General features: G+C 71.7%; 25 protein-coding genes and 1 pseudogene. 17 read left to right on the plus strand and 9 right to left on the minus strand.

The features are described from left to right. The 9 genes from J7I97_RS38565 (at position 1) to J7I97_RS17605 (ending at position 9015) form a co-directional block, all read left to right on the plus strand. Positions 1-2442, plus strand: coding sequence for a trypsin-like peptidase domain-containing protein (locus J7I97_RS38565; RefSeq protein ID WP_251058895.1), 2442 nt, complete (start codon positions 1-3; stop codon positions 2440-2442). Next, positions 2439-3794 carry a WD40 repeat domain-containing protein gene (locus tag J7I97_RS38570; RefSeq protein ID WP_308378359.1) on the plus strand — a complete coding sequence of 452 codons (1356 nt, stop codon included), beginning with the start codon at positions 2439-2441 and terminating at the stop codon, positions 3792-3794. Before J7I97_RS38565 ends, J7I97_RS38570 begins: the two co-directional genes overlap by 4 nt. A gap of 1040 nt (positions 3795-4834) precedes the next feature. Beyond that, on the plus strand, positions 4835-5068 hold the full coding sequence (locus J7I97_RS17575) for a type II toxin-antitoxin system VapB family antitoxin (protein ID WP_214935955.1): 234 nt from the start codon (positions 4835-4837) through the stop codon (positions 5066-5068). Next, the gene (locus tag J7I97_RS17580) at positions 5065-5472 is read left to right on the plus strand and encodes a PIN domain nuclease (RefSeq protein WP_214935957.1); all 408 of its coding nucleotides are present in this window, start codon (positions 5065-5067) and stop codon (positions 5470-5472) included. The genes J7I97_RS17575 and J7I97_RS17580 overlap by 4 nt, the downstream gene beginning before the upstream one ends. Positions 5473-5531: 59 nt before the next feature. Beyond that, a complete protein-coding gene (locus J7I97_RS17585) occupies positions 5532-5861 on the plus strand; it encodes a hypothetical protein (protein WP_214935958.1) in 330 nt (109 codons plus the stop codon). A gap of 258 nt (positions 5862-6119) precedes the next feature. After that, complete coding sequence (locus tag J7I97_RS17590; protein ID WP_214935961.1) at positions 6120-6425, plus strand: hypothetical protein; 306 nt, start codon at positions 6120-6122, stop codon at positions 6423-6425. Positions 6426-6458: 33 nt separating this feature from the next. Continuing rightward, positions 6459-7163 (plus strand): ABC transporter ATP-binding protein, encoded by a 705-nt coding sequence (locus tag J7I97_RS17595; RefSeq protein ID WP_214935963.1) that lies wholly within the window; start codon positions 6459-6461, stop codon positions 7161-7163. Next, positions 7160-8113, plus strand: a complete 954-nt coding sequence (locus J7I97_RS17600; RefSeq protein WP_214935965.1) for an ABC transporter permease subunit — start codon at positions 7160-7162, stop codon at positions 8111-8113. The genes J7I97_RS17595 and J7I97_RS17600 overlap by 4 nt, the downstream gene beginning before the upstream one ends. Next, positions 8113-9015: a hypothetical protein gene (locus J7I97_RS17605; protein ID WP_214935967.1), complete on the plus strand. Its 903-nt coding sequence runs from the start codon at positions 8113-8115 to the stop codon at positions 9013-9015. The genes J7I97_RS17600 and J7I97_RS17605 overlap by 1 nt, the downstream gene beginning before the upstream one ends. Positions 9016-9159: 144 nt before the next feature. Here the strand turns inward: J7I97_RS17605 and J7I97_RS17610 are convergent, their stop codons facing one another. Beyond that, positions 9160-10305, minus strand: a complete 1146-nt coding sequence (locus tag J7I97_RS17610; protein WP_214935969.1) for a glutamate--cysteine ligase — start codon at positions 10303-10305, stop codon at positions 9160-9162. Positions 10306-10520: 215 nt separating this feature from the next. On the opposite strand from J7I97_RS17610, the gene J7I97_RS17615 reads away from it, so the two are divergent. Further along, positions 10521-11795 carry an MFS transporter gene (locus tag J7I97_RS17615; RefSeq protein WP_214935970.1) on the plus strand — a complete coding sequence of 425 codons (1275 nt, stop codon included), beginning with the start codon at positions 10521-10523 and terminating at the stop codon, positions 11793-11795. Between the two features lie 14 nt (positions 11796-11809). Here J7I97_RS17615 and J7I97_RS17620 read toward each other — a convergent pair whose 3' ends face one another. Further along, complete coding sequence (locus J7I97_RS17620; RefSeq protein WP_214935972.1) at positions 11810-12175, minus strand: cupin domain-containing protein; 366 nt, start codon at positions 12173-12175, stop codon at positions 11810-11812. A gap of 49 nt (positions 12176-12224) precedes the next feature. Between J7I97_RS17620 and J7I97_RS17625 the strand changes: the two genes are divergently transcribed. Beyond that, positions 12225-13076: an AraC family transcriptional regulator gene (locus J7I97_RS17625; protein ID WP_251058897.1), complete on the plus strand. Its 852-nt coding sequence runs from the start codon at positions 12225-12227 to the stop codon at positions 13074-13076. Positions 13077-13102: 26 nt separating this feature from the next. After that, the gene (locus tag J7I97_RS17630; RefSeq protein WP_214935976.1) at positions 13103-13243 is read left to right on the plus strand and encodes a hypothetical protein; all 141 of its coding nucleotides are present in this window, start codon (positions 13103-13105) and stop codon (positions 13241-13243) included. Positions 13244-13267: 24 nt separating this feature from the next. On the opposite strand, the gene J7I97_RS17635 is transcribed toward J7I97_RS17630, so the two are convergent. From J7I97_RS17635 to J7I97_RS17645, 3 genes are all read right to left on the minus strand, one after another. Then, positions 13268-13747 carry a hypothetical protein gene (locus J7I97_RS17635; RefSeq protein ID WP_251058898.1) on the minus strand — a complete coding sequence of 160 codons (480 nt, stop codon included), beginning with the start codon at positions 13745-13747 and terminating at the stop codon, positions 13268-13270. Positions 13748-13832: 85 nt separating this feature from the next. Then, the gene (locus J7I97_RS17640; RefSeq protein WP_214935978.1) at positions 13833-15236 is read right to left on the minus strand and encodes a carboxyl transferase domain-containing protein; all 1404 of its coding nucleotides are present in this window, start codon (positions 15234-15236) and stop codon (positions 13833-13835) included. A gap of 63 nt (positions 15237-15299) precedes the next feature. Beyond that, positions 15300-16028, minus strand: coding sequence for a LysE family transporter (locus J7I97_RS17645; RefSeq protein WP_214935980.1), 729 nt, complete (start codon positions 16026-16028; stop codon positions 15300-15302). A gap of 70 nt (positions 16029-16098) precedes the next feature. Between J7I97_RS17645 and J7I97_RS17650 the strand changes: the two genes are divergently transcribed. Beyond that, entirely contained in the window at positions 16099-16539 is a 441-nt protein-coding gene (locus tag J7I97_RS17650; RefSeq protein ID WP_214935981.1) for an Lrp/AsnC family transcriptional regulator, read from the plus strand. A 36-nt stretch (positions 16540-16575) separates the two neighbouring features. Here J7I97_RS17650 and J7I97_RS17655 read toward each other — a convergent pair. Together J7I97_RS17655 and J7I97_RS17660 are read right to left on the minus strand one after the other, a co-directional pair. Further along, positions 16576-18092: pseudogene (locus tag J7I97_RS17655) on the minus strand (GAF domain-containing protein). A 131-nt stretch (positions 18093-18223) separates the two neighbouring features. Then, positions 18224-19261 (minus strand): rod shape-determining protein, encoded by a 1038-nt coding sequence (locus J7I97_RS17660; protein WP_214935983.1) that lies wholly within the window; start codon positions 19259-19261, stop codon positions 18224-18226. A gap of 222 nt (positions 19262-19483) precedes the next feature. Between J7I97_RS17660 and J7I97_RS17665 the strand changes: the two genes are divergently transcribed. Continuing rightward, on the plus strand, positions 19484-19897 hold the full coding sequence (locus tag J7I97_RS17665) for a triacylglycerol lipase (RefSeq protein ID WP_214935985.1): 414 nt from the start codon (positions 19484-19486) through the stop codon (positions 19895-19897). Positions 19898-19933: 36 nt separating this feature from the next. On the opposite strand, the gene J7I97_RS17670 is transcribed toward J7I97_RS17665, so the two are convergent. Beyond that, positions 19934-20509 carry a hypothetical protein gene (locus J7I97_RS17670; RefSeq protein ID WP_214935987.1) on the minus strand — a complete coding sequence of 192 codons (576 nt, stop codon included), beginning with the start codon at positions 20507-20509 and terminating at the stop codon, positions 19934-19936. 78 nt (positions 20510-20587) lie between these two features. Between J7I97_RS17670 and J7I97_RS17675 the strand changes: the two genes are divergently transcribed. After that, positions 20588-21442, plus strand: a complete 855-nt coding sequence (locus tag J7I97_RS17675; protein ID WP_214935989.1) for a hypothetical protein — start codon at positions 20588-20590, stop codon at positions 21440-21442. A gap of 18 nt (positions 21443-21460) precedes the next feature. Here the strand turns inward: J7I97_RS17675 and J7I97_RS17680 are convergent, their stop codons facing one another. Continuing rightward, positions 21461-21883: a MarR family winged helix-turn-helix transcriptional regulator gene (locus tag J7I97_RS17680; protein ID WP_214935991.1), complete on the minus strand. Its 423-nt coding sequence runs from the start codon at positions 21881-21883 to the stop codon at positions 21461-21463. A gap of 96 nt (positions 21884-21979) precedes the next feature. On the opposite strand from J7I97_RS17680, the gene J7I97_RS17685 reads away from it, so the two are divergent. Beyond that, complete coding sequence (locus tag J7I97_RS17685) at positions 21980-23002, plus strand: NADP-dependent oxidoreductase (RefSeq protein ID WP_214935993.1); 1023 nt, start codon at positions 21980-21982, stop codon at positions 23000-23002. A 64-nt stretch (positions 23003-23066) separates the two neighbouring features. Further along, complete coding sequence (locus J7I97_RS17690; RefSeq protein ID WP_214935995.1) at positions 23067-23489, plus strand: organic hydroperoxide resistance protein; 423 nt, start codon at positions 23067-23069, stop codon at positions 23487-23489. The last annotated feature ends 53 nt before the right edge of the window (positions 23490-23542 follow it).

Genomic DNA, 23542 nt, shown 5'->3' on the forward strand with positions numbered 1-23542 from the left:
ATGGACAGCACAAGCAAGGCCCAGAACGGAGACGGCGCCTCAGGACTCCTCCCCGCCGTCGCTCAGGTCATCGGGCCGAACGATCAGGTGGCAGGGGCCGGATTCCTCGTCGCCGACGGCATACTGATTACCTGCGCGCACGTCGTCCGCGCCGCGGGCAGCGGGCCCGGGGAGCGTGTTCGGCTGGTGTTCCCGCACGTCAACGAGGCGTGCCCCGTGGAGGGGCTCGTCCTGGACGAGCCATGGCGTGACCCCGAGGCCGAAGACGTGGCCATCGTGCGTCTGAACAGTTTTCCGGCGAGGCTGACGCCGTTGCCGTTGGGCTCCGCGTCAGGCTGCCGAGGCCATCAAGTCCGCTCGTTCGGATTCCCCGCCCAAGCCCCGGAAGGCGGGCACTTCGGCTTTGGCGTGGCCGGAGATCTGCTTCCGGCCACCGAGAGTAGGGGTGTCCATCTGCAATTGACGGCGGCCAACGACCTGACCACCGGGTTCAGTGGCGGGCCGGTCGTGGACGAGGTGACGGGCCTGGTCATCGGCATGCTGACCGAGATCACAGCCCCCGACGACCACGAGCGGGGGCAGGGGATCGCCTACGTCACTCCCACTCAGGTCCTGCGGGAGATCTGGCCCGCACTGAGCGAGCGGGATGTGTACCCCTACCGGGGACTGGAGTCTTTCACCGCGGAACACGCCCAGTGGTTTGAGGGCCGCAAGGATGCGGTGCGGCAGGTACTGGCGAACGTGGCCGAGCAGCGGGTTACCCTGCTGCTTGGGCCCTCCGGCTCGGGTAAGTCATCCCTGGTCCAGGCCGGCGTTATGCCCGCACTGGCCTCCGGCGGGCTGCCGGGCAGCGACACGTGGCTGCCTGTGCTCGTCCGGCCGAGGCAGGACCTGCTGGCCGAGCTCGAACGTGCCGGACTACTCGGGGTGGAGAGCGACGGGATTGCCGCAGCCGTCAGCCACACGCTCGCCACCGAACCGGGACGTCAGCGCCTTCTGCTGATCGTCGATCAGTTCGAAGAGCTGCTCACCCAGCCCTCCACCGGGCACCAACTGGAACGCCGCCTGGCTGCGACGGAACAGATCACCACCGCAGTCAGATCACACGCCAGGCTCAGCGTGATCCTGATCATGCGCGACGACTTCTACCCCCAGCAGGCGGCCCTGGCCCCCAAGCTGCTGGAAGCCGCGATGCCCGGACTCCTCAACATTCCAGGCACGCTGAGCGAGGACGACCTGCACGACATCATCACCCGGCCCGCCCTGAACGCGGGCGCCCGCTTCGAGCGCGGGCTGCCCGAACAGATCATCAGCGACGTCCTGGCCACCACCCCAGAGGGAGCCATGACTCGCCGCGCACCGGTTACCGTGCTGCCACTGCTGGAGCTGGCACTCAGCCAGCTGTGGGAAAGGCGCCACGACGGCTACCTCACCCACGACGCCTACCGGCGGGTCGGCGGCGTCACCGGCAGCCTAACCACCTGGTGCGACACCGCCCTCGAACAGATACCTTCCGACCACCAGCCCATCGCACAGCGCATCCTGACCTCCCTGGTGCGGCCCGCCGACCCCCGCTACAACATTCCCGCCGTCCGCGCGCAGGTCCCGCTTCAAGAACTGCGCGAGCTGGCAGTTGACCCGAACAGCTTGCCCGACAGCGCCGAAGCCATTGACGACACCCTCGCCGCTCTCACGCGGCATCGCATCATCACCACCCACACACCCCGCAGCTCCGGGCTCTCCGACAACAGCCCTGCGCTGCCCGTAGCCGAACTGATCCACGACGCACTCATCCAGGACTGGGGCACACTGCGCGACTGGGTCAGCCAAGACCACCGATTCCACGAATGGTTCGTGCGCGCCCGCGAACAACGGGCCCGCTACGCCCAAGGGCACGACCACGGAGACCTACTTGGGGGAACAGCACTCGCAGAAGCCCTCGAATGGTCGCAACAACGCCGTCTACCACGCGATATCACTGCTTTCCTCACCGCCAGCAAGCAACACCAACAAGCCGTCATCCGGCGCAGCAGACGCCTCATCGCGATCCTCGCAGCCCTGCTTGTCCTCGCACTCGCCGGAGGAGTGTTCTCGGGGACGGAGTCATGGCGCCGGCAAGTAGCCATCCATGAACTGCAGACAGCTTTGTCCCGTCAGTTCGCTGTCCAGTCCGGCGCGCTCCTGAGTGCCAACCCAGATCTTGCCGCGCTCCTGGCCGTCAAGGCTTACCGCGCCGACGACACTCCCGCGTCCATCGAAAGCTTGGTGAACGCCGCAGCCCTTCCATTGCAGCGGCGCTTGTCCGCCCACACTGTCGCGGTGACCGCGGTGGCGTTCAGCCCTGATGGGCGCACTCTCGCCACCGGCAGTGGCGACAGGTCCGTGCGGTTGTGGGACGTGGCCAGTCCCGCGCTGCCCTGTCCGGTCACACCGACGCGGTGACCGCGGTGGCGTTCAGCCCTGATGGGCGCACTCTCGCCACCGGCAGTGGCGACAAGTTCGTGCGGTTGTGGGACGTGGCCAGTGGCAAGTCCCGCGCTGCCCTGTCCGGTCACACCGACGCGGTGACCGCGGTGGCGTTCAGCCCTGATGGGCGCACTCTCGCCACCGGCAGTAGCGACAAGTCCGTGCGGTTGTGGGACGTAGCCACCGGCACGAGTGCCGCCCTGATCGGCCACACAGATACGGTCGGCTCGGTGGCGTTCAGCCCTGATGGGCGTAGTCTTGCCACCGGCAGTAGCGACATGTCCGTGCGGCTGTGGGACGTAGCCACCGGTAAGACCCGCGTCGCTCTGGCCGGCCACACTGGGCCGGTGTGGTCGGTGGCGTTCAGCCCCGATGGGCAAGTCCTCGCTACCGGCAGCGCCGACAGCACCGCGCGCCTGTGGGACGTAGCCACCGGCAAGACCCGTACCGCCCTGGCCGGTCACACAGATACGGTTGGCTCGGTGGCGTTCAGCCCCGATGGGCAAGTCCTCGCTACCGGCAGCGCCGACAGCACCGTGCGCTTGTGGGACATAGCCACCGGCAAGACCCGTACCGCTCTGACTGGCCACACCGACCGGGTCGACTCGGTGGCGTTCAGCCCCGATGGGCAAGTCCTCGCTACCGGCAGCGCCGACAGCACCGTGCGCCTATGGGACGTAGCCACCGGCAAGACCCGTGCCATTCTGGCCGGTCACAAAGATGCGGTTGGCTCGGTGGCGTTCAGCCCCGATGGGCAAGTCCTTGCCACCGGCAGCGCCGACACCACCGTGCGCTTGTGGGACGTAGCCTCCGGTACGGTCCGTGCCACTCTGACTGGCCACACCGACCGGGTCGACTCGGTGGCGTTCAGTCCCGATGGGCAAGTCCTTGCCACCGGCAGCGCCGACAGCACCGTGCGCTTGTGGGACGTAGCCTCCGGTACGGTCCGTGCCACTCTGACTGGCCACACCAACTGGGTCGGTTCGGTCGTGTTCAGTCCCGATGGGCGCACCCTTGCCACCGGCAGCGCCGACAGCACCGTGCGCTTGTGGGACGTAGCTGCCGGCAAGATCCGTACCACTCTGACCGACCACACCAACACGGTGGGCTCGGTGGCGTTCAGCCCTGATGGGCGCACCCTTGCCACCGGCAGCGGCGATAACACGGTGCGGCTGAGGAACATTGTCCTCTACGCGCCTGACGCAGCGATCCAAAAGATCTGCGCGGCCGTCAACCGCGAACTCACGAAAGAGGAACAGACGGCATACCTGCCACACCGATCAGCCAGTCCTGTATGCCCAACAGCTAAAGCAACATCACGCCGATAGAAACAGGCGCCCAGCCAGCTGCCCGAACGGGTCCCACTCAGGTCGATCCAGGCATGAACCGCCGTTTCACGGGCTCGTCACAGCTGCGCAGGCATCGAAGTCTCCGCCGGTCCGACGCCCAGGTGCCGTATGCCCTTTTCGTGCCTCCAATATGGCCTGAATCGAGTGCTCTGAAGCCGGCTCTCGTCGGTGCCGCTCGCAGGGGCGCCACAAGCTCCCAGTCACCCAGCGTCGTTGCGTCGGCGGCGCTAAAGTGATCGCAGACATGTCGGCCCGTCAAGGGCTACGAGGCTCCGCCCCAAGCTACGGGGCGGAGCTTCCTTGCTTTGGAAGGGGAATCCGCTGCGCACGAGTTCTGTGAGCTGCGGGCACCTGGGACTCTCCGCGTGGACTGCTGGTTGAGCGGTGTCCTGTGGGACGCGTTGAGGACGGCGTGAGGACACAAGGACAGGAACGGATCGGCAAGGGCCGGTAGAGCCTGACAACGACGCCCCAGTTTGACCTGGGGAAACGTCAGGAATCGGCAGGGATGATCAAGGGCCGTCAAGATCCCCAAAGGACTCATAATCCGTCGGCCGTGGGTTCGAGTCCCACCCGCCCCACTGCGAGCCAGGAGTGCAGAAACGTTCTGGCCAGCGTCTTAGCTGGCAGGGTCGCAGGCTTCGGGGACCTTGACGGCTCCTGGCGGTCAAGGTTTCTTGATCGACAGGACGAGCTGTGGACGCCGATGTCCGGCATATCCGACGCAGCCCGAATGACCTGGAGTCCGGTCCAGTTGAGACAAGTCTCAACTGCAGGATCAGGCCCGCTGGGAGCGGGCCGGCTTAGCCGTCAGATGCCAGAGTTGGACCCTGTGGCCGGGCGGGTCGGGGCTGATCTTCTCCTGACTGATCTCTATCTCGAACGTGCCACTGGTGGTCGGTCGCACGTCTGAATCAACCAGGCCTCCGTTCTTTATCGGCGGGGATTTGTCGTTCCTGCCGCAGTGCATGTTGGCGATGTATTGTGAATGCATACATTGCCCTCAGGAGGTGGTTACTGTGTCGGTGACCCAGATTGATCTCGATGACGAGGCGCTGGCTGAGGCCATGAGGTTGATGGGCGTCACGACGAAGAAGGAGACGGTCAACGCCGCCTTGAGGGACTACGTGAACCGGGTGCGGCGGCTGGAGGCCGCGGAGAACCTGGCTGCCCGTGGGGCGCGGGGCGAGTTTGAGCAGGCCGCTGCCGCATACGACGCTGCGAAGCAGGCGCGGCGGGCGGCCTTCGAGTGATCTCGTACCTGCTCGACACTTCTGCACTGTGGCATCTGTTCCGCACTCCAGGGGCGCTGCAGCCTTGGGAGGGGCATATCGCCGCCGGGGTGTTCCGTGTCTGCGAGCCCACGAGGACCGAATTCCTGTACTCAGCCACCAGCCCGTCCCACAGGGATGAACTGGCCGAGGAGTTGGACGCGTTGTGTCCACTGTCCGCGGTGCCGAAGAACGCGTGGCGCTGGGTGGACACCGCCCAGTACAAGCTCACCCAGCGCGGCCAGCACTGCGCCGCCGGGCCGATCGACCTGTTGGTATGCGCGACCGCGGTCCACCACGGCCACACTGTGCTCCACGTGGACAACGACTTCGCAGCCGTGGCGAGTGTCCTCAAGGACGTGCGGCAGCGGGGCATCCGCACCTGAGCCGGTCGCGGGCACCACGTACTCAGCGTCAAATCAGAAGACATGGCCATCGCCTCGCCGTGCAGAACCGGAGGCGGGAGCTCTGGTTGAAGGCCTGGCAGCGTCTCGACACACAGCGGCAGCGCGTCCTTCAGGCCTTCGAGGAGCAGCCTCGGGGCCTCCTGGTGCTGATCACGCTGGACGAGTTCAAGCACGCCATTCAGGCGTTCCGCCGCGAGGTCGACACTGAGGTCGTCGCCTTCGTCCGCCGCTCGCACCCCTACCCGCAGGGCACCGAGCAAGCCGCCACGCGGCTCGGCGCCTGCTTCACCTGGACGATGATCCACCGCGACGCGCTCCTCAACCTCGCGAGCGACTTGTACGGAGACTTCCTGCGCCGCTCGGAATGAGGCCGAGCGCATGGCCAAGTTCTAGCGCGCCGCTCGGGCCGCAGCCCGCCGCGAGGTCCCCTCCCTGTCGCAGGGAACGTCACCGGGCGGATGTGCGGGCGGTGGCTGGGCTGACGTGTGACTGCACGGCGGGTCGGTGCTCGATCCGTGGCTGGGGCCCCGGTCCGGCACGGTGTGCGGCATGCGTGAGGAGCGACTCGGCCGGTGCGCGTCACAAGCGGGGCGCCCCGCGACCGGTCTCGCCTGGACGCTCCTGCTGTGGGTGGAATCAAGCCATCGAAGGGCGTTGGGGCGGAGACCGGCCGTTGGGCGGCCGCTGGTGGCTACCGGTCGGCGTCGCAGGACGCGTGCGCCACGAGCAACGGCGCTACGGGGCGGATCGGCTACGATTTCAAGATCGACATCTCCTGGTCGCCCGGCCAGTGGGTGGCATGGCGTGACTGGTCTTGCGACAACGGCGTTTACTGCAAGGAGTTCAAGGCCAGCGACGGCGGTAACTACTACCTGCAGATCGCCAACGCTCCGGCCTATGTCCACTCGTCGGGTCGCGTCGTCTACAACTGATCCGAGAAGATGAGCATCCTTTCCTGTCACGAAGTGACCAAGCGATTCCGGAAGCACTCCGTGCTGGAAGGGGTCCACCTCAGCCTGGAGGCCGGCGAGATCGTCGGCCTCCTCGGGCTCAACGGCGCGGGCAAGACCACCCTGATGCGGGTGATCACCGGGCTGTCCACCCCCGATTCCGGTGAAGTGCGGCTGTTCGGGGAGGCCTTGCCCATGCGGCCGCGGCAACTCGACCGGCTCGGGGCCGCTCTCGACGCGCCCGCCTTCCACCGGTGGTCCACCGGACGCGCCATGCTGCGCACCCTGCTCGACACCGCCGGGCTCCCTGACGGCGGGCGGATCGCCCGTACGCTCGACCGCGTCGGACTGACCGGTGCCGCCGACCGGCGGCTCGGGACGTACTCGCAGGGCATGCGGCAGCGCCTCGCCATCGCCGCGGCGCTGCTCAAGCAGCCCGATCTGCTGATCCTGGACGAGCCCACCAACGGGCTCGACCCCGAGGGTTTGCGGATGGTGCGGCGGATCGTGGCCGAGGAGGCCGAGCGGGGGGCCGCCGTCCTCGTCTCCAGCCACCAGCTCGACGAGATCCAGCGGATCTGCCACCGCGTGATCATGCTCGCCCAGGGCCGGATGGTCGCCGCCGGCACCCTCGACGCGCTCGGCTACGACCCCGAAAGCGGTCCGGCCGCCTTCGAGGACTGGTTCTTCGGGCTCGTCGGAGACGGCGGCCGCCAGTGAACCGCCTCGTCCGGGCCGAGACCCGGCGGCTGCTGCGGCACCCGCTCGCACTGACCCTCGCCGCGCTGTTCGTCTTCGGCTCCCTCTACTGTGCCTGGGTGAGCCAGAGCATGGCCTCGCACAACATCACGCAGGTGCAGGCCAACCTCGACTTCCTCCCCGCATCGTGCGAGTCCGCGCAGAACACCCCGGAGCAGAAGGCCAGGTGCCTCGCCGACGTGCCCATGGAGGCCGCCGGGCTGGAGCGGATCCAGGACAGGTTCACCGCCGAAGGAGTCCGCGCCGCCCACGCCCAGCACCCGGTGGGCGCCCTGCTGTGGACCGTACGGTTGCTGACGTCCCTGCCGGGGCTCGCGCTCCTCGTCATGCTGGCGGCCTTCTCCGTCGCCGGCGAGTGGAGCCGGGGCAGCATCGTGCCGCTCCTCCTCTACGAGTCCTTCCTCGGCCGGCTGCTCGCCGCCAAGGCCCTCGCGATCTGGGTGTGGAGCCTGGCGCTGCTGTGCGTGTCCGGCGCCGTGACGGCCGCGTTCGGCCTGCTCTACGGCCGTGACGCCTACCCGCTGCCCTCGCCCGGAGCCGTCGGCTCTGTCCTCGCCGACACCGCTTTCGGCGTACTGGCCGGGGCCGCCGTGCTGGCCGGGGCCGCGGCCGTCGCGGTCGCCCTGGCCGCACTGCTCCGCCAGCCGATGCGCGCCTTCCTCGCCGGGATGCTGCTGCTCGTCCTCGTGGTCCGCACCTCCGCCGCCCCGGGGCTGGGCGCCTGGCTTCCCGGGGGCGCGCTGGCCGACCTCGTCGGCTTCGGCGCGGTGGACGGGGTCTGGGACCACTTCTGGATCTCCACCGCCCCCTCCACCGCCCCCGTCCTGCTCCGCGTCCTGCCGACCCTGGCCCTCATCGGCCTGCTCTGGCTCGGGCTGGACCGCCTCAACCGGACCCGGGACCGCGCCTGATGACCGGTACCCGGCGGCGGCCGACGCGCGGGGAAGGGATCGCCTGGGCCGGCGAGCTGCGGGCCCTGTGGACCGCTCCTGTGTGGGGGGCCACCGCAGCTGTGATGGTGCTGGCCCTGGCGCTCGTCGCCCGGCTCTGGATGGCGGGCGCCTCGTACGGGGTGCTCGACCCCTCGGTGTCGGCGCTCACCTCGCTACCGGCCGCGCTGCGGGCGGCCGCCTGGCAGTTCGCGACCCTGCTGGGGCTCCTCCTCACAGCAGTGGTCGTCGCGACCGGACTCGGCCAGACCCTGGAGGGCGGCACCTGGAGCGCCCTGCGCCTGTTCGAGAACCGGGTCGGGGTGCTGTGGGCCCGTAAGGCCGGTGCCGCGCTCGCCCTGTCGCTCGCCAGCCAGATCGTCACCGGCGTGCTGCTGTGGCTGGGGACTTCGGCGCTCGCCCGGCTGTGGCCGGTGCGGCCCCGCGCGGCGGCCCCGGGGTTCAGCGGCAGCGGGGCGGTCCACGCGCCGCCTCCCCTGCCCGTCGAGACCGCGACCTGGGGCCAGGCCGCGGGCGCGATCGCCGGCGCCCTCCTCGTCCAGTTCCTCTTCATCTCCCTGGCCGGGCTCGCGGCGGCCCTGCTGCGCAGCGTCATCGGGACCCTCGCGCTCGGGGTCGGCCCCCTGCTGGTGACCGCGCCGCTCGTGATGCTTCCGGCGGCGCCGTTCCTGCCGCACCGCTGGATCGCCGATCTGCTGAACCTGCCCGCCGAGGCCCAGTATCAGCTGTACGTCTGGAATCAGGCCCCGCCCGATCCGTCGCCCCTGACCGGGGGCCTCGCCCTCGCCGGGGTCGCGGCCCTGGCCGCCGTGGCCGCCTGGGCGGGGCTGCGGTCCGAGCGGGCGCTACGGCCCGTCGACTGACGCCGCGGCCCGGTGTGACGCGGCGACTCTGCCGCGTCACAGTGGCCCTTCCGCCCCGCTACGGGTCCGGCGGGCCGGAGAGTTGGGCCGGTGGGTGGCGGATCGCCCGCCCGGCCGGCGATCGCGGCCTTGTGGGGCACGTCACTAGAAGTCCTCCGTTTCGTCCGCCAAGTGGCGCAGCACGTCCATCAGGTCCTGGCGGCGGGCGAACGCCGCGCGCTGGCGGTGGGCGCCCGAGCCCTCGCGGAGCAGTCTGGCCAGGGTCTTCGCCGCGTGGTCGAGGTCGCCGGCGGCGGCCAGTTCCGGGGCGACCAGGTCCAGCAGGGCCTCCGCGAGGTCCGCCGCCGGGAGTTCCGCGCCCGTGTACGGGTCCAGGCCGAAGCCCTCCAGGCCGTCGTGGGCCCCCCGCCAGCGCGCGAGGCGCAGTACGTCGTCCCGTAGAGCCGGTTCAGGGCGCTGCTCCGCGATCTCTCGGAGCGCCGTGGCCACCAGTGCGCGGGCCAGCTCCGCCTGGAGGATGGCCGTGTCGATGTCCGGGGACATGTCCGGCGCCCGGATTTCGAGCGTGGGCCAGTTCCCGGAGGGGCGGAGGTCCCAATAGACCATCTTGGTGTCCAGGGCCGCCCCGGAGCCGAGCAGCGTCTGCACCGAGCGCCGGAAGTGGGCCGTGGACGTGAAGTGCGGAGGCAGCCCCGCCGAGGGCCAGCCCGACCAGGCCATCGCCCGCCAGCTGGCATGGCCGGTGTCCCGGCCGCCCCAGAACGGCGAGTTGGCGGCCAGCGCGATCAGCGTGGGCAGCCAGGGCCGGACCCGGTTGGACACCGCCACCGCCGTGTCCACATCGAGGGTGCCGATGTGGATGTGCCGGCCGCAGCTGACCAGGGTGTCGGTGAGCGCGCCGAACCGCCGGTGCTGCTCGCGCTGGCGCGGCTCGTCGTCCGTCAGGTGCAGCGGCCCCTCCACGGCCACGACCGGCGACGGCGCGGCCAGCAACCGGCAGCCGTGCGCGCGGGCGGCTCTGGCGAGGGTGCGCCGCAGGGCGGCGAGTTCCGCGCGCAGGGTGACCGCCGAGTGGGCGACCGGGGTGGAGATCTCCACCTGGTAGCGGGTCCCCTCGGGATGCAGCTGGTGCGGCAGACCGGCGGCGGTGGCGAGGACGATCGGGGCGGCCGGGACCACCCGGAAGGTGCGGGCGTCGACGAGGAGGAACTCCTCCTCGACCCCGACGGTGAGCGGGGCCGTGTCGGTCGTGGTGCTGGTGCTCGTGGTGCTGGTGCCAGGTTCGATCACTGCGCCTCCCTGGACATACGAGTCTTTTCATCATGAGCTGAACACCAGGCGGGGAGCGCACGTCGATTCAGTCAAATGTCAGGCGATAATGGCGAGTTACCGGCAAGCGCGGGCCCGGTATGGGGCCGAGGATCCCCATGGGGTGACTGTTGCGCGTGCGTGAACAGGGAAGTCGGGCCCGGCGGGACCGGACCGGCTGCTGGTTATCATCCGTTGTGACTGGTATCGCCGCGCCCGACCGCCCCCGGCGGCGGATATTCGCCGACCTGACGCCGCTCCGCACCTCCCCGCACTACCGGCGGCTGTGGGTCGGCGGCACCATTTCCTGGACGGGCCAGGCGATGACCGCCCTCGCCATCTCGCTCCAGGTCTACGAGATCACCGGATCCAGCTTCTCCGTCGGACTGGTAGGGCTCTTCACGCTCGTCCCGCTCGTCGCCTTCGGGCTCTACGGCGGAGCCATCGCCGACACCGTGGACCGGCGCAAGCTCGGCCTCTACAGCGCCATGGGCCTGACAGGGCTGTCGATCGCGCTGGCCGGCGCCGCGCTGCTGGACCACCACCGGGTCTGGCTGCTGTACGCGGTCGTCGCGCTCCAGGCGGTCTGCGGGGCGCTGAACGGGCCGGCCAGGTCCGCGATGATCCCCCGGCTGCTGCCGCGCGAGCAGCTGCCCGCCGCCAACGCGCTGAACTCGGTGACGATGACCTCCGGGGTGATGGTCGGCCCGGCGCTCGGCGGGCTCGTCGTCGGCTGGTGGGGCTACCAGGTGGCGTATCTGATCGACGCCGTCACCTTCACCGCGGCCCTCTACGCGATGTGGCGGCTGCCGTTGATGAAGCCCGAACGGGAGGACGGCTCGGCGCCCGGCGAGCGCGGCCGGGCCTCGGTGCTCGACGGGCTGCGCTTCCTCGGGACCCGGCCCAACATCCGGATGACCTTCTTCTCCGACATGGCCGCCATGGTGCTGGCCCACCCGAAGGCGCTGTTCCCGGCGATCGCCGTGCTCTGGTACGGGGGCGACGCGAAGACGGCCGGCCTGCTGGTGGCGGCGCCCGCGATCGGAGCGCTGCTGGGCGGGCTGTTCTCCGGCTGGCAGGGGCGGATCCGCCGGCACGGGCTGGCGATCCTGCTCTCCGTCGCCGCCTGGGGGCTGGCCATCGCCGTCTTCGGGCTCACCCGGAACCTGTGGCTCGGGCTGTTCTTCCTGGCCGTGGCCGGGTTCGCCGACACCACCTCGATGGTGTTCCGCTCCACGATGATGCAGGCGGCCACCCCGGACGAGATGCGGGGCCGCCTCCAGGGCGTCTTCATCGTGGTCGTCGCGGGCGGGCCCCGGCTCGGGGACTTCCTCGCCGGGACCGTCGCCGACCTCACCTCCCCGGGTGTGGCGATCACGGGCGGGGGGCTCGCCTGCGTGCTCGTCCTGGCGCTGCTCGCCCTGCGGTGGCGGGGCTTCGCCCGGTACGACGCCAGGTCGCCGCAGGCCTGACCGGGCCGGCCGCGCTACGCGTCCACCGGCTCCCGGGTGCGGGGGCCGGGGGTGCTTCCGGTGTTGGCGGTGCCGGCCGGCTCGAACAGCAGGATCGACACCTCGCCGTCGGCGGCCGGGCAGTGCTCCACCCCGCGCGGGACGACGTACAGCTCGCCGGGGTTCAGGACGACGTCCCCGTCCCGGAGGCGGATGGTGAGGGTGCCGCTCACGACGAGGAACAGCTCGTCGGTGTCCTCGTGGGTGTGCCAGACGAACTCGCCCTGGAGCTTGGCGGCCTTGACCTCGTAGTCGTTGATACGGGCGATCCGGCGCGGGGCCCACTGCTCGGTGAAGCCGGCCAGTTTCTCCGCGATGTTCACTGCGCGCTGTGTCGTCATGCGGACAGGCTGCCGGGGCGGGGGCGGGTCGGTCTTGTACGTTCCTGACATGGTCGGGATACGTCCGCGCAGTACGGTCTCCGCCTGGCAGCCGCCGGTGCCGGGCATCGCCGAGGTCTTCCACGCCCGTTTCACCGACCATGCGTACCCGGCCCATGTGCACGACACGTGGGCGCTGATGATTCTGGACGGCGGACGCGTCGACTTCGCCCTCGACCGGGAGCGGCACGGCGCCGGGGTCTCGGATTCGGTGGTCCTGCTGCCGCCCGGGGTGGTCCACGACGGGCGGACCGTCACCGAAGCCGGGTTCCGCAAGCGGGTGCTGTACCTGGACACGTCGGTGCTGCCGGAGGGGCTGGCCGGGGCGGCCGTGGACACGCCGCTGCTGCGCGACCCCGCGCTGCGGGAGCGGGTGCACGGGCTGCACCTGGCGCTGGGGTCGGGAGCGGGAGCGGGAGCGGCGGCGGTGGCGGTGCCGGCCGAGGGGTTCGAGGCGGAGTCGCGGCTGGCCTTCGTACAGGAGCGGCTGTGGCGCTGGCTGGCGGGGCGCGAGGGGCCGGCGGCGTACGAGGCGCCGGGCGAGGGGGTCGCCGTACGGCTGCGCGAGCTGCTCGACGCCAGGGTGGCCGAGGGGATCACCCTCCAGGAGGCGTCGGCGGAACTGGGTCACGTACATCCCACACACCTGATCCGCAGCTTCCGGCGGGCGTACGGGCTGCCCCCGCACGCCTACCTGACCGGGCGGCGGGTGGACGCGGCGCGGCGGCTGCTCCTGGCCGGGATGCGGCCGGTGGAGGCGGCGACGGCGGCGGGGTTCTACGACCAGGCGCACCTGGCGCGGCACTTCGGGCGCCATGTGGGGACCAGCCCGGCACGGTTCGCCCGATCCGGCCTGGCGTGAAGGCGAGTTGGGACAACGTGGAGGGGATGGCGGTCGCCGGTTACGAGGGCGGCAACCGGCTGCGGCTGCTCCTCGTCAGCGATGACAACGAGCTGCCGCAGCAGATCACCCCGGTCACCCGCCTGTACACCGCGGACGTACGGCTCCCCGCGCGCCGGTGGCGGTAGGCCGGGGCCGCCGCCCGTCGGCGCCTACGCGAGCCAGAGGGCGCCGCGGCGGTGGCGTGCGGGCGGGATGTCCGCGTCCTCGGCGCGGGCCAGGTCGAGCGGGGCGCCGCGCCGGCTGCCGATGAGGCGGACCAGCGACCGGGCCTCGGCGCGCAGCCGCTGCCGGGCCCGGCGCTCCTCCTGCGCGGCCATGACGGCCACGGAGGAATCGCGCAGCAGCCGCGGCAGCCGGCTGATCCGGACGCGGCGGCGGGTGGCCTCCGGCCGGACGCGGCGTCCGGCCCGCTCCGCCTCGGCGAGGCGGCGTGCGCTGAAGCGCAGATCGCGGACGACCACGCTGAGGAGCGGGGCACCGGGGCCGGCCCAGGGCCCTGCCCCGGCCCAGGGCCCTGCCCCGGGCCCGGTCTCGGTCTCGGTCTCGGCCCCGGGCTCGGCCCCGGGCTCGGCGAGATCGGCGGGGTGGTGGATGTGGCGGGATCGGATGTGGTGGGCGGTGCGTGACATGGGTGACTCCCGGGTCAGGGCCGCCAGGTGAGTCCTGGCGGTACCTACCGGAAGGCGTGCGGGCCGTCTCCGCGAGGGTGGCCGCTCATGCGGAAGCCCCGGGCGGCTTCGGGCCGACCACGCCGCGGGCCACGCCCAGGGCGACCAGGTCCTGGGGGCGGATGCGGAGTTGGTCCGCGGTGGCCGGGGCGTCCTCCGGGGGGCGCTTGAGGATGGCCGCCGCGAGCTCCGGGGCGATCACCGAGAAGTAGCTGTCCGGGGTGACCCAGGTGTTGCCCGGCGCGGCCAGCGCGAGGGCGCCGCCCGAGCCGCCCTCCCCGATGACCAGGGTGGTCACCGGGACCGAGGCCGCCGCGACCGCCGTGAAGGTGTCCGCGATGGCCGCGCCGGCGCCCGCGTGCTCGGCGGCGGTGTCGTTGGCCGCGCCCGGGGTGTCCACCAGGGTGAGCACCGGGATCCCGAGCCGGTCCGCGAGGCGGATCACGCGCGCCGCGGTGCGGTAGCCCGCCGGGCGCGTGGCGGTGCCGCACTGGGCGGCGTAGGCGACGGGCCGCCCCTCCCGCAGCCCGAATCCGCAGAGCATCCCGGGGTCCGTGCCGCCGGCCCGGTCCCCTGAGAGGGGGAGGCGGAGGGTGAAGTACGCGTCGAGGTACGCCTGCGCGTGCGGGCGGTCCGGGTGGCGGGCCTGTTGTACGGCGTCCCAGCCGGTTGGCGGAATCGGGTCGTCGCCGTCGCCGTCGCCGTCTTGCGCTTCTTGTACGTCTTGTACGTCGCCCAGCGCGGCTGGGGGCGGGGCCGGCTGGGCGGGGCTGGGCGGGGTGAGGAGGCGGAGCCAGTCGGCGACGGTCCCGGCCAGGTCCACGGGGGGTACGACGGCGTCGACGTGCCCGGCCGCGTACTGGCCCTCGGCGCTGTAAGCCGCCGGATCCGCGTCCGCCGGCCGTACGCGGGAGCCGGCGAAGCCGACCTGGGCGCCGGGGAGGGCGAGGATGACGTCCGCCCCCGCGCCGAGGGTGGCCCAGCCGCCGCCGGTGGTCGGGTCGCGAAGGACGGCGATCTGCGGGACCCCGGCGGCCCGGGTGAGCACGCACTGGCGGGCCACGCGCTGGAGTTGGGTCAGCGCGAGCATGCCCTCCTGCATCCGGGAGCCACCGGTGGCGATGAGGGACACGAGGGGGAGGCGGTGCGTGCGAGCGTGCGTGTACGCGGCTTCGAGCCGGTCTCCGGTGCGTTCGCCGAGGGACCCGCCGAGGAAGCCGAACTCGAAGGAGATCAGGGTGGCTTCGGCGCCGCCGATGCGGGCGGTGCCGGTGACGACGGACTCCTCTTCGCCGGTCCGCCGCGCGGCGCGGGCGCGGGAGTCGTCGTAGCCGGACCAGGCGAGGGGGCCGTCCGGGGGCGAGTCCCTTTGTGGTGCGGGGAGTTCGGTGAAGCTGCCGGGGTCGGTCACGGAGGCGATGGCCGCACGGGCCGAGAGGCGGGTCGTCACGGGGTCACCCTAGGGGGTGAGCGCGGGTGGTCCTGGTCGGGTCGGCGGTGGGTGTGGCGGGGGTCATGGGAGGGGGAAGGCGATCTTGAGCGCGTAGGCGGCGACGAGACCGTGGCCGAGGCGAAAGGTCCAGATGCGGGCGGCGGGGGAGATCTTGTCGGCGGCGAATGCGCCGAGGGCGACGAGGGTCAGCTGCCAGAGGAGCGAGGCGAGGGCTACGCCGGCGAGGAAGGCGGCGGCGGTGGGCGGGGTGCGCAGGGTGGTGGCCTGGGCGGTGGTGAGGGCGGCGAAGTAGAGGGCGGTGGTGGGGTTCACCGCGGTGAGGCCGACGTACCGCGCGAATGTCTTGGCCGGCCCTGGCCGCCTTGGCCCCGGCCCCGGCCCGTGTTCCGACGCCGGCCCGTTCCCGAAACCGGGGCTCCGCCCCAGCCCCCGCGCCTCAAACGCCGGCGGGGCTGGATGGGCGGGCGCCGCTGGGGCTGGGGCTGGGGCTGTGCGGGAGGCGGTGGCGCGGGTGAGGCCGTGGGTGGCGAGGGTGAGGAGGACGGCGGCCGAGGTCAGGCGGAGCCAGGCTTCGACCGGGGTGACGTGGGAGGCGACCCAGGGGCCCAGGGTGGTGGCCAGTGTCGCGTAGCCGAGGTCCACCGTGGCGATTCCCGCGGCGGCGGCCACCGCCGCGCGGCGGTATCCCATCGCCTGCTGGAGCAGCAGCACGCTCATCGCACCCATCGGCATCGCCACGCCCAGGCCCGCGACCGTGCCCGCCAGGGCCGGTGTCAACAGTTCGCTCATGGAGGGGAGGGTGCGGGAGCGGCCCGGAAACGGGGCGGCGAATATCGGGCGCCACTGCGAGAATCGCGGCATGGACCGCCTCGACAGGGAAATCCTCGGGATTCTGGCGCAGGAAGCGCGGATCTCGTACCGGGACCTCGGCGTCCGTGTCGGTCTCAGTGCCAACGCCACCGCCGACCGGGTGCGCCGGATGCGGCGGGACGGGGTGATCCGGGGCTTCACCGTCATCGTGGATCCGGCCGCCGATACGCGGGGCGGCCTCGTGGTCTTCATCGACCTCACCCTGCGGCAGGAGACCACCAACGAGGAGTTCGAGCGGCGGGTCGCCAAGCTCCCCGGGATCACCGAAGTCGTGCACGTGACGGGGGAGTACGACTACCTGGTGCGTGCCCGCGCGGCTGATCCGGCCGCGCTGGACGCACTGCTGCGCAGGCTGAAGGGGGAGGCGGGGGTGGCCCAGTCCAATACCCGGATCGCGCTGCGTGCCGCCGACCGGCCACCCGGGCGGTAAGTAGTAGTAGTCGTAGGAGGAGCAGCAGGAGCAGTACTAGAGAGGTGACTCCCAGGTCACCGTCGTGCCCCGGGTATCCGACTCCGTGCGGCCGTCGTCCGTCACCGTCAGGCGGACCCGCGTCGGGACCGCGTCCACCTCCACGTCGATGGACGTGACCCCGCTGCGGCGGTGGGCAGCGGCGAGGGCGCCGCGCAGGGCGGAGAGGAGGTCGGCCGCGACCGGTTCCGGGAGCAGCGCGTCCACCGGGCCGGCGAAGTGGACCGATGGCTGGAAGCCCAGCAGGACGGCCGCGCCGCCCGTCTCCCGCAGTACCCGGCCGCGGAAGGTGGTCGGGGCGTCCGTCGGCGGCTGCTGGAGCGCGAAGATGGCCGTACGGACCTCCTGGATGGTGGAGTTCAGTTCGTCCACCGCACGGCTGAGTTCGTCGCCCACGGTTTCCCCGGTGGGGGCGTTCGACGATCGGCGCCGGGTGCTCTCCAGCATCATCCCGTCGCGAACAGCCGCTGGACCACCAGGTCGTGCAGGTCCCGCGCGATCCGGTCGCGGCCTTCGTAGACCGCCAGTTGCTCGCGGTCGTGCTGCGCGTCCGCCAGTACGAGGGCCAGCGCGGCCTGGGAGGCGAACTGCGAGGCCAGCAGCCGGTCCACCGCGTCGTACGGCGGGCCGCCCCGGGCGCGCGGCAGGGCGAGGGTGCCGATGAGCTGGCCGCCGCTCTGGAGGGGGAGCATCATGCTCGGCCCGAAACGTTTCCGTACGTGGGTCGTCATCCGGGGGTCCGTCGCCGAGTCCTCGATGAAGACCGCTTCGCCGCCGAGGAGTTGTTCCAGCACCGCCGAGCCGGGGGCGATGGTGGTGCCGACCAGGTCCCCGGGGTCGCCGTGGGTGGAGGCGGCCACGATCTCCATGCCGCCCTCGGGGGTCGGCTGGAGCACCACTCCGGCCGCCGCGTCCGCCAGCAGCCGGGCCCGTTCGGCCACGCACATCAGCGCGTCCGCCGCCGGGCGGCCGGCCAGCAGGGTGGTGGTCACGGCGGCGGCGCCCTCGATCCAGCGTTCCCGGCGGCGCGCGGTCTCGTACAGCCGGGCGTTGCCGATCGCTATGCCCGCCTGCGATGCCAGTACGCGCAGCAGGGCGAGGTCGGCGTCGTCGAACGGGCCGCCGCCCCGTTTTTCGGTGAGGTAGAGGTTCCCGAAGACCTCCGTGTGCACCCTGATGGGGACGCCGAGGAAGCTGCGCATGGGCGGATGGCCGGGTGGGAAGCCGACCGAGCGTGGGTCCTTCGTCAGGTCGTCCAGCAGGAGGGGGCGGGGGTCGGTGATCAGGGCGCCGAGTACGCCGGAGCGGCCGTCGGGCAGCCGGGGGATCGCGGCCCGTTCCGCCTCGGTCATCCCGGCCGTGAACAGCTCGGTCAGCCTGAGGCGCTCGGGGTCGATGACCCCGAGCGCCCCGTACCGGGCCGCTCACAGCTTGGCCGCCGATTCCACGAGGTGCTGGAGGGTGGCGTGCAGCTCCGGCTCGGAGCCGACGCTGAGGACCGCCTCCAGGAGCATCGGGAGGTTCGACGGTTCGGCTGCGTCCGTATCCGTATCCGCGTCCGTGTTCGCGCCGCCGCGCGTGGCTACGTCGGTGCCCGGGTCCGTGGCCGCGTCACTGCCCGCGTCCGCGTCCTTCGGGTTCGGCGTCATTCGGCCAGCGGGTTGAGAACCATAGGGGCGATTTTCCCTTCGAGCATCGCGCCGAGACCGAGTACGGCGCACACGTCCGGCCGCTCCGCGATGGCGACGGGCATTCCGGTCGCGTCCCGCAGCATCTGGTCCAGCCCCGGCAGCAGGGCACTGCCGCCCACCATCATGATCCCCCGGTCCGTCAGGTCGGCGACCAGGTCCGGCGGGCAGTCCCGCAGCACCTTGCCGATGCCGTCGAGGACGGCGGTCAGCGGGGTGTGGATGGCGTCCCGTACGGCTGCGGTGTCCACGTGGACGGAGCGGGCCAGTCCGGTGGCCACGTCGCGGCCGTGGATCAGGGTGGAGGCGGGGCCCTCGGAAGTGATGCCGTTGCCGTGCAGGGCCAGCTGGAGCGGCCGGACGGCCTGGCTGGGCAGCATCAGCTCGTGCGCGTGCCGCAGGTGCTGGACCACGGCGTGGTCGATGGCCTCGCCGCCCACCGGGATCCGCTCGGCGGTGACGATCGAGCCGAGGGAGAGGACCGCCACCTGGGTGGCCGCGGCCCCGCACACCATGATCATCGTCGCGGTCGGCTGCTCCACGGGCAGTCCGCAGCCGACGGCCGCCGCGATCAGGGTGTCGACCAGTTCCACGCGGCGGGCGCCGAGCCCGACCAGCGTCTCCACCGTCGCGCGCTGGGCGAGCGGATCGGCGTCGTGCGGGGTGCAGGCGGCCGCCCGCAGCCGGGGCTTGCGGCGCAGGGCGCGCCGCAGCTTCTCGCCGAGGAGGTGACGCAGCATCCGCTGGGCCATCTCGATGTCCACGACGGTGCCGCCGGAGACGGGGCGCACGACCCGGATGTAGTCGGGCGTGCGGCCGGTCATCCGTTCGGCGAAGGTCCCGACGGCGATGAGTGCACCGGTGCGTGTGTTCACCGCGGCGACGCTGGGCTCGTCGACGACGAGGCCGGCGCCCTTGACGTACACGCGGGTCCTGGCCGCGCCCAGGTCGACGGCGACGTGGCAGCGGCGCAACTGCTCAAGACTGACGGTCACGGCAGATCCTCCCGAGAGCGCTGACGCAAGAAGACCGGCGACTGCCGGTTGCATTTCATATCTTCTCGGGCGAATGGGTCATATCGCCCGTTGTGCTGCTCCGGTCGGGGCGGGCCGAGGGGGCGCCGAGGGTGCTGCACGGGGGTGGATTTCTGTACCGACAGGCAGCGCCATGCGCACACCGACCGCGCTACTCGCGCGTAACAAGGTATAGGGGGACCCGTGCTGACGCCCCGCCAGCAACTCCTGGCACTGCTGACGCTCTGCCTGGCGCTGCTCGCGCCCTTCCCGGCCCAAGCCGCCGGCCAGGCCCGGGACTGGGCCCCCGCCCAAGCCGCTGACCAGGAAGCCCTGCGCGAACCGGTGGTCTTTGTGCACGGTTACAACGCCGACCCGGGCGTCTGGGGCGCCCTGCGCGAGGATCTCCGGGCCGCCGGGTACGCCGACTCGGAGCTCTTCTCCTGGGATTACGACACCCATCAGTCCGTCAACGAGGTCCTCGCCGGGCAGCTCGGCGACTACGTCGAGCAGGTTCGCCGGCAGACCGGCGCAACGGTCGGCTGCCAGAAGCACAACGACCTGCTCGGCGACGACGCCACCTCGGCGGGCGTCCGCGCCTTCCTCGCGACCCCTTAGTCCCCCTGAATCGCCCTTAATCCTCCTTAGTCCCCCTTAGTCCCCGCCCACCGAGACCCGCTGGAGCAGGCCGTACGTGAACTCCGCCACGCAGGGCACCCCCTGCGCGGCGAACGCCAGCCGCCACCGGGTCGGCGCGGTGCCCTCCATCGGGCGCGCCGGGGCGAAGGCCCGCGCCACCTCGTCCACCGTGGCCGACCAGGGCCGCAGGTCGTCCGGCGCCTCCAGTACGGGCCCCCGCGCGCCGGGGGCCCGTACCAGCCACTCGTTCCACACCGCCCCGTCCGGCGCGGCCAGCACCTCGAAGCGCAGGTCCGGCCAGAGCGGCAGCGGCCACAGCAGGGCCTCGCACTCCAGGTCCCCGATGGTGCGGGCCGCGGTGGACTCCGGCGGGCCGAGCACCGAGCGGTAGCGGGCCAGCGCGCCGCGCGAGCGAGGGGAGCGGACCATCGCCTGCCAGCGCTTGTTCGCCTCCCGCTGATCCGCGAGGGAGGCGCCCAGCCGCAGCCGGGCCGTCTCGGCGAGGTCGGGCTGGAAGTCGGCCATCCGGCGCAGCAGCACCAGCTGGAAGGCGGTCGGCCCGAACCGGTGTGCGGGTGAGGCTGCTGTCATGGACCTCACGATTCCACACAGGATCCTTACGTTCCCGCGATGTGGATGTTGCGGGGGACCGCGTAGCCTGCGGGCGCCATGAACTACTGCCACGCCTGCCGGAGGCACCTCAACGGCGCACTGGCGTGCGCCGGGTGCGGAACCCCGGCCGAGTACCTGATACCCGTCGGCCCGGCTGTACCCGCCGAGGCTCCCTTCGCCGCGCCCGGCCCCGGCCCCGACTTCACCTTCGGCCCCGGCCCCGGCGCCGGCTTCATGGTGCCCGAGCCCGAGCCCGGACCCGAGCCCGAGCCCGGACCCGAGCCGGGGCGTGAGCCCGAGCCCGAGTCCGAGCCCGAGCCCGACGACTGGATCGTCACGCTCGCCACCCCGTACGAGCGGCGGCCCGGGGCCCGCCGCCGCGCCACGCACCGCCGGCGCCGCAAGGCCGTGCTGACGGTCGGGGTCGCACTGGCGCTCGCGGTCGGGGGCTCGGTGGCGCTGGCCCGGATGGCGGACGACGGGCAGCGCACCGACCGGGCCGACAGGGTGCTGCTGACGGACGCCGGGCCGGATCAGCCGGCTCCGCTGCCGAGCCGGCCGGGCAAGCCCGTCGCGCCCTCGGCGTTGCCGTCCGCGAAGGGTTCCGTGACCGTGAAGACCACCGGCGGCGCCACGAAGGCGGCCGGGGCGAGCCAGTCCCCGGGCGGTACGGCGGAGCCCGGCCCCACCCCGAGCGCGTCGGTGCCCGCCGCGCCTGAGCCGACGAAGGACGCCCCCAGCACAGCGGGGGACGGCTCCTCCGCGAAGCCCCGCAAGTCGGGCAAGCCCGCGCCCAGCGGCTCCGCGAGTGCGCAGCCGTCGACGTCTGCGACCGCCGCCCCGACCCCCACGCCGACCCCTACGCCGACTCCGACGAAGGACGACTGCTGGTTCTGGTTCATCTGCGGATGATCCGCGTGGAGGGAACCCTCAGCCCAGCATCCGCTTGAGCAGGTCCCGCAGTACCGCCCGCTCGGCCGTCGACAGCCCGGCCAGCGGCTCGCGGGCGAAGTCGAGCGATTCGCGCAGCCGGTCCGCGGTCTGCATGCCCTCCTCCGTCGGAGCGGCCAGCTTGACCCGGCGGTCGGCCGGGTCCGGCAGGCGCTCGACCAGCCCGCGGCTCTCCAGCCGGTCCACGATGCCGGTGATGTTCGAGGGCTCGCACCTCAGCTTCTGCGCGATCTTGCGCATCGGCATCGGCTCCAGGGACAGCAGTGTCAGCACTTTGGCCTGGGCGCCGGTGAGCTGGTGCTGGGCGGCCGCGTGCTCGTACTCCACGTGGTAGCGGGCCACGACATCGCCGATGAGCTCGACGACCTCGAGGGTCAGGGGGTCTGCACGACGACTGGGCATGGATCCAGGGTACCCATTTACTTGACAACATGAAATATCCAGGCGCATGGTTGTTTCACCTTGTGAAGCATTTCCCTCTCCCACCAGGAGCACCCCATGTCTGAGATCCCCGCCGTGAGCCGCGAGTGGCACCTCGTCCGCCGCCCGCAGGGCTGGCCGGTTGCCGAGGACTTCGCCCTGCGCGAGGTGCCCGTGGCCGCCGAGCCCGCTCCTGGCCGGATCCTGGTCCGCAACATCCACATGTCCGTGGACCCCTACATGCGCGGCCGGATGAACGACCTGAAGTCGTACGTACCGCCCTTCCAGCTCGACAAGCCCATGGACGGCGGCGCGGTCGGCGAGGTCGTCGCCTCCGCCGACGAGCGCTTCGCGGTCGGCGACCACGTCCTGCACGGACTGGGCTGGCGCGAGTACGCCGACCTGGACGCCAAGCACGCCACCAAGGTCGACGCCGCGCTCGCGCCCCTCTCCGCCTACCTCGGCGTCCTCGGCATGCCGGGCCTGACCGCCTACGCCGGGCTCTTCGAGGTCGCCTCCTTCAAGGAGGGTGACTCCGTCTTCGTCTCCGGCGCCGCCGGTGCGGTCGGCAGCCTCGTCGGCCAGTTCGCCAAGATCAAGGGCGCCTCCCGCGTGATCGGCTCCGCCGGCTCGGACGAGAAGGTGACGCTCCTCACGGAGAAGTACGGCTTCGACGCCGCCTTCAACTACAAGAACGGCCCCGTGGGCGAGCAGCTGAAGTCGGCCGCCACCGAGGGCATCGACGTCTACTTCGACAACGTCGGCGGCGACCACCTGGAGGCCGCCATCTCCTCCCTGAACATGCACGGCCGCGCCACCCTGTGCGGGGCGATCGCCCAGTACAACGACACCCAGCCGGCCGCCGGCCCGCGCAACCTGGTGCAGGTCATCGGCAAGCGGCTGCGCCTCCAGGGCATCCTGGTCAGCGACCACGCCGGACTCCAGCCGCAGTTCGTCCAGGACGTCGCCGGCTGGCTGCGCTCCGGTGAGCTCGTGGCCGACGAGACCGTGGTCGAGGGCGTGGAGAACGCGACCGACGCCTTCCTCGGAATGCTGCGCGGCGACAACACCGGAAAGATGATCGTTTCTTTCACCGGTTAGGCTCACTGCACACCGTCGTGATCGTGGGCGCGAGTCACGGCGATTACCAGGAGGATCTCTCTACATGTCCATCCAGCAGTCCGACGTCGTCTACACCGCTGTCGCCACCGCCGAGAACGGCCGTGACGGCCGCGTGGCCACCAACGACGGCCAGCTCGACGTCGTCGTGAACCCGCCGAAGGAGCTGGGCGGCAGCGGCGCCGGCACCAACCCGGAGCAGCTCTTCGCCGCCGGCTACAGCGCCTGCTTCCAGGGTGCGCTCGGTGTCGTCGCCCGCAACGAGAACGCTGACATCTCCGGCTCCACGGTCACCGCCGAGGTCGGCATCGGCAAGAACGACGACGGCTTCGGCATCATCGTCAAGATCTCCGCCGCCATCCCGAACGTGGACGCCGCCACCGCCAAGGACCTCATCGAGAAGGCCCACCAGGTCTGCCCGTACTCCAAGGCGACCCGCGGCAACATCACGGTCGAGCTCGCCGTCTGATCCGGCATCCCGCTCGCCGGAGGCCGCATCCCGATCCGGGGTGCGGCCTTCGC

The sequence above is a fragment of the Streptomyces sp. ISL-87 genome, assembly GCF_018614095.1.
In the GTDB taxonomy this organism is placed as follows: domain Bacteria; phylum Actinomycetota; class Actinomycetes; order Streptomycetales; family Streptomycetaceae; genus Streptomyces.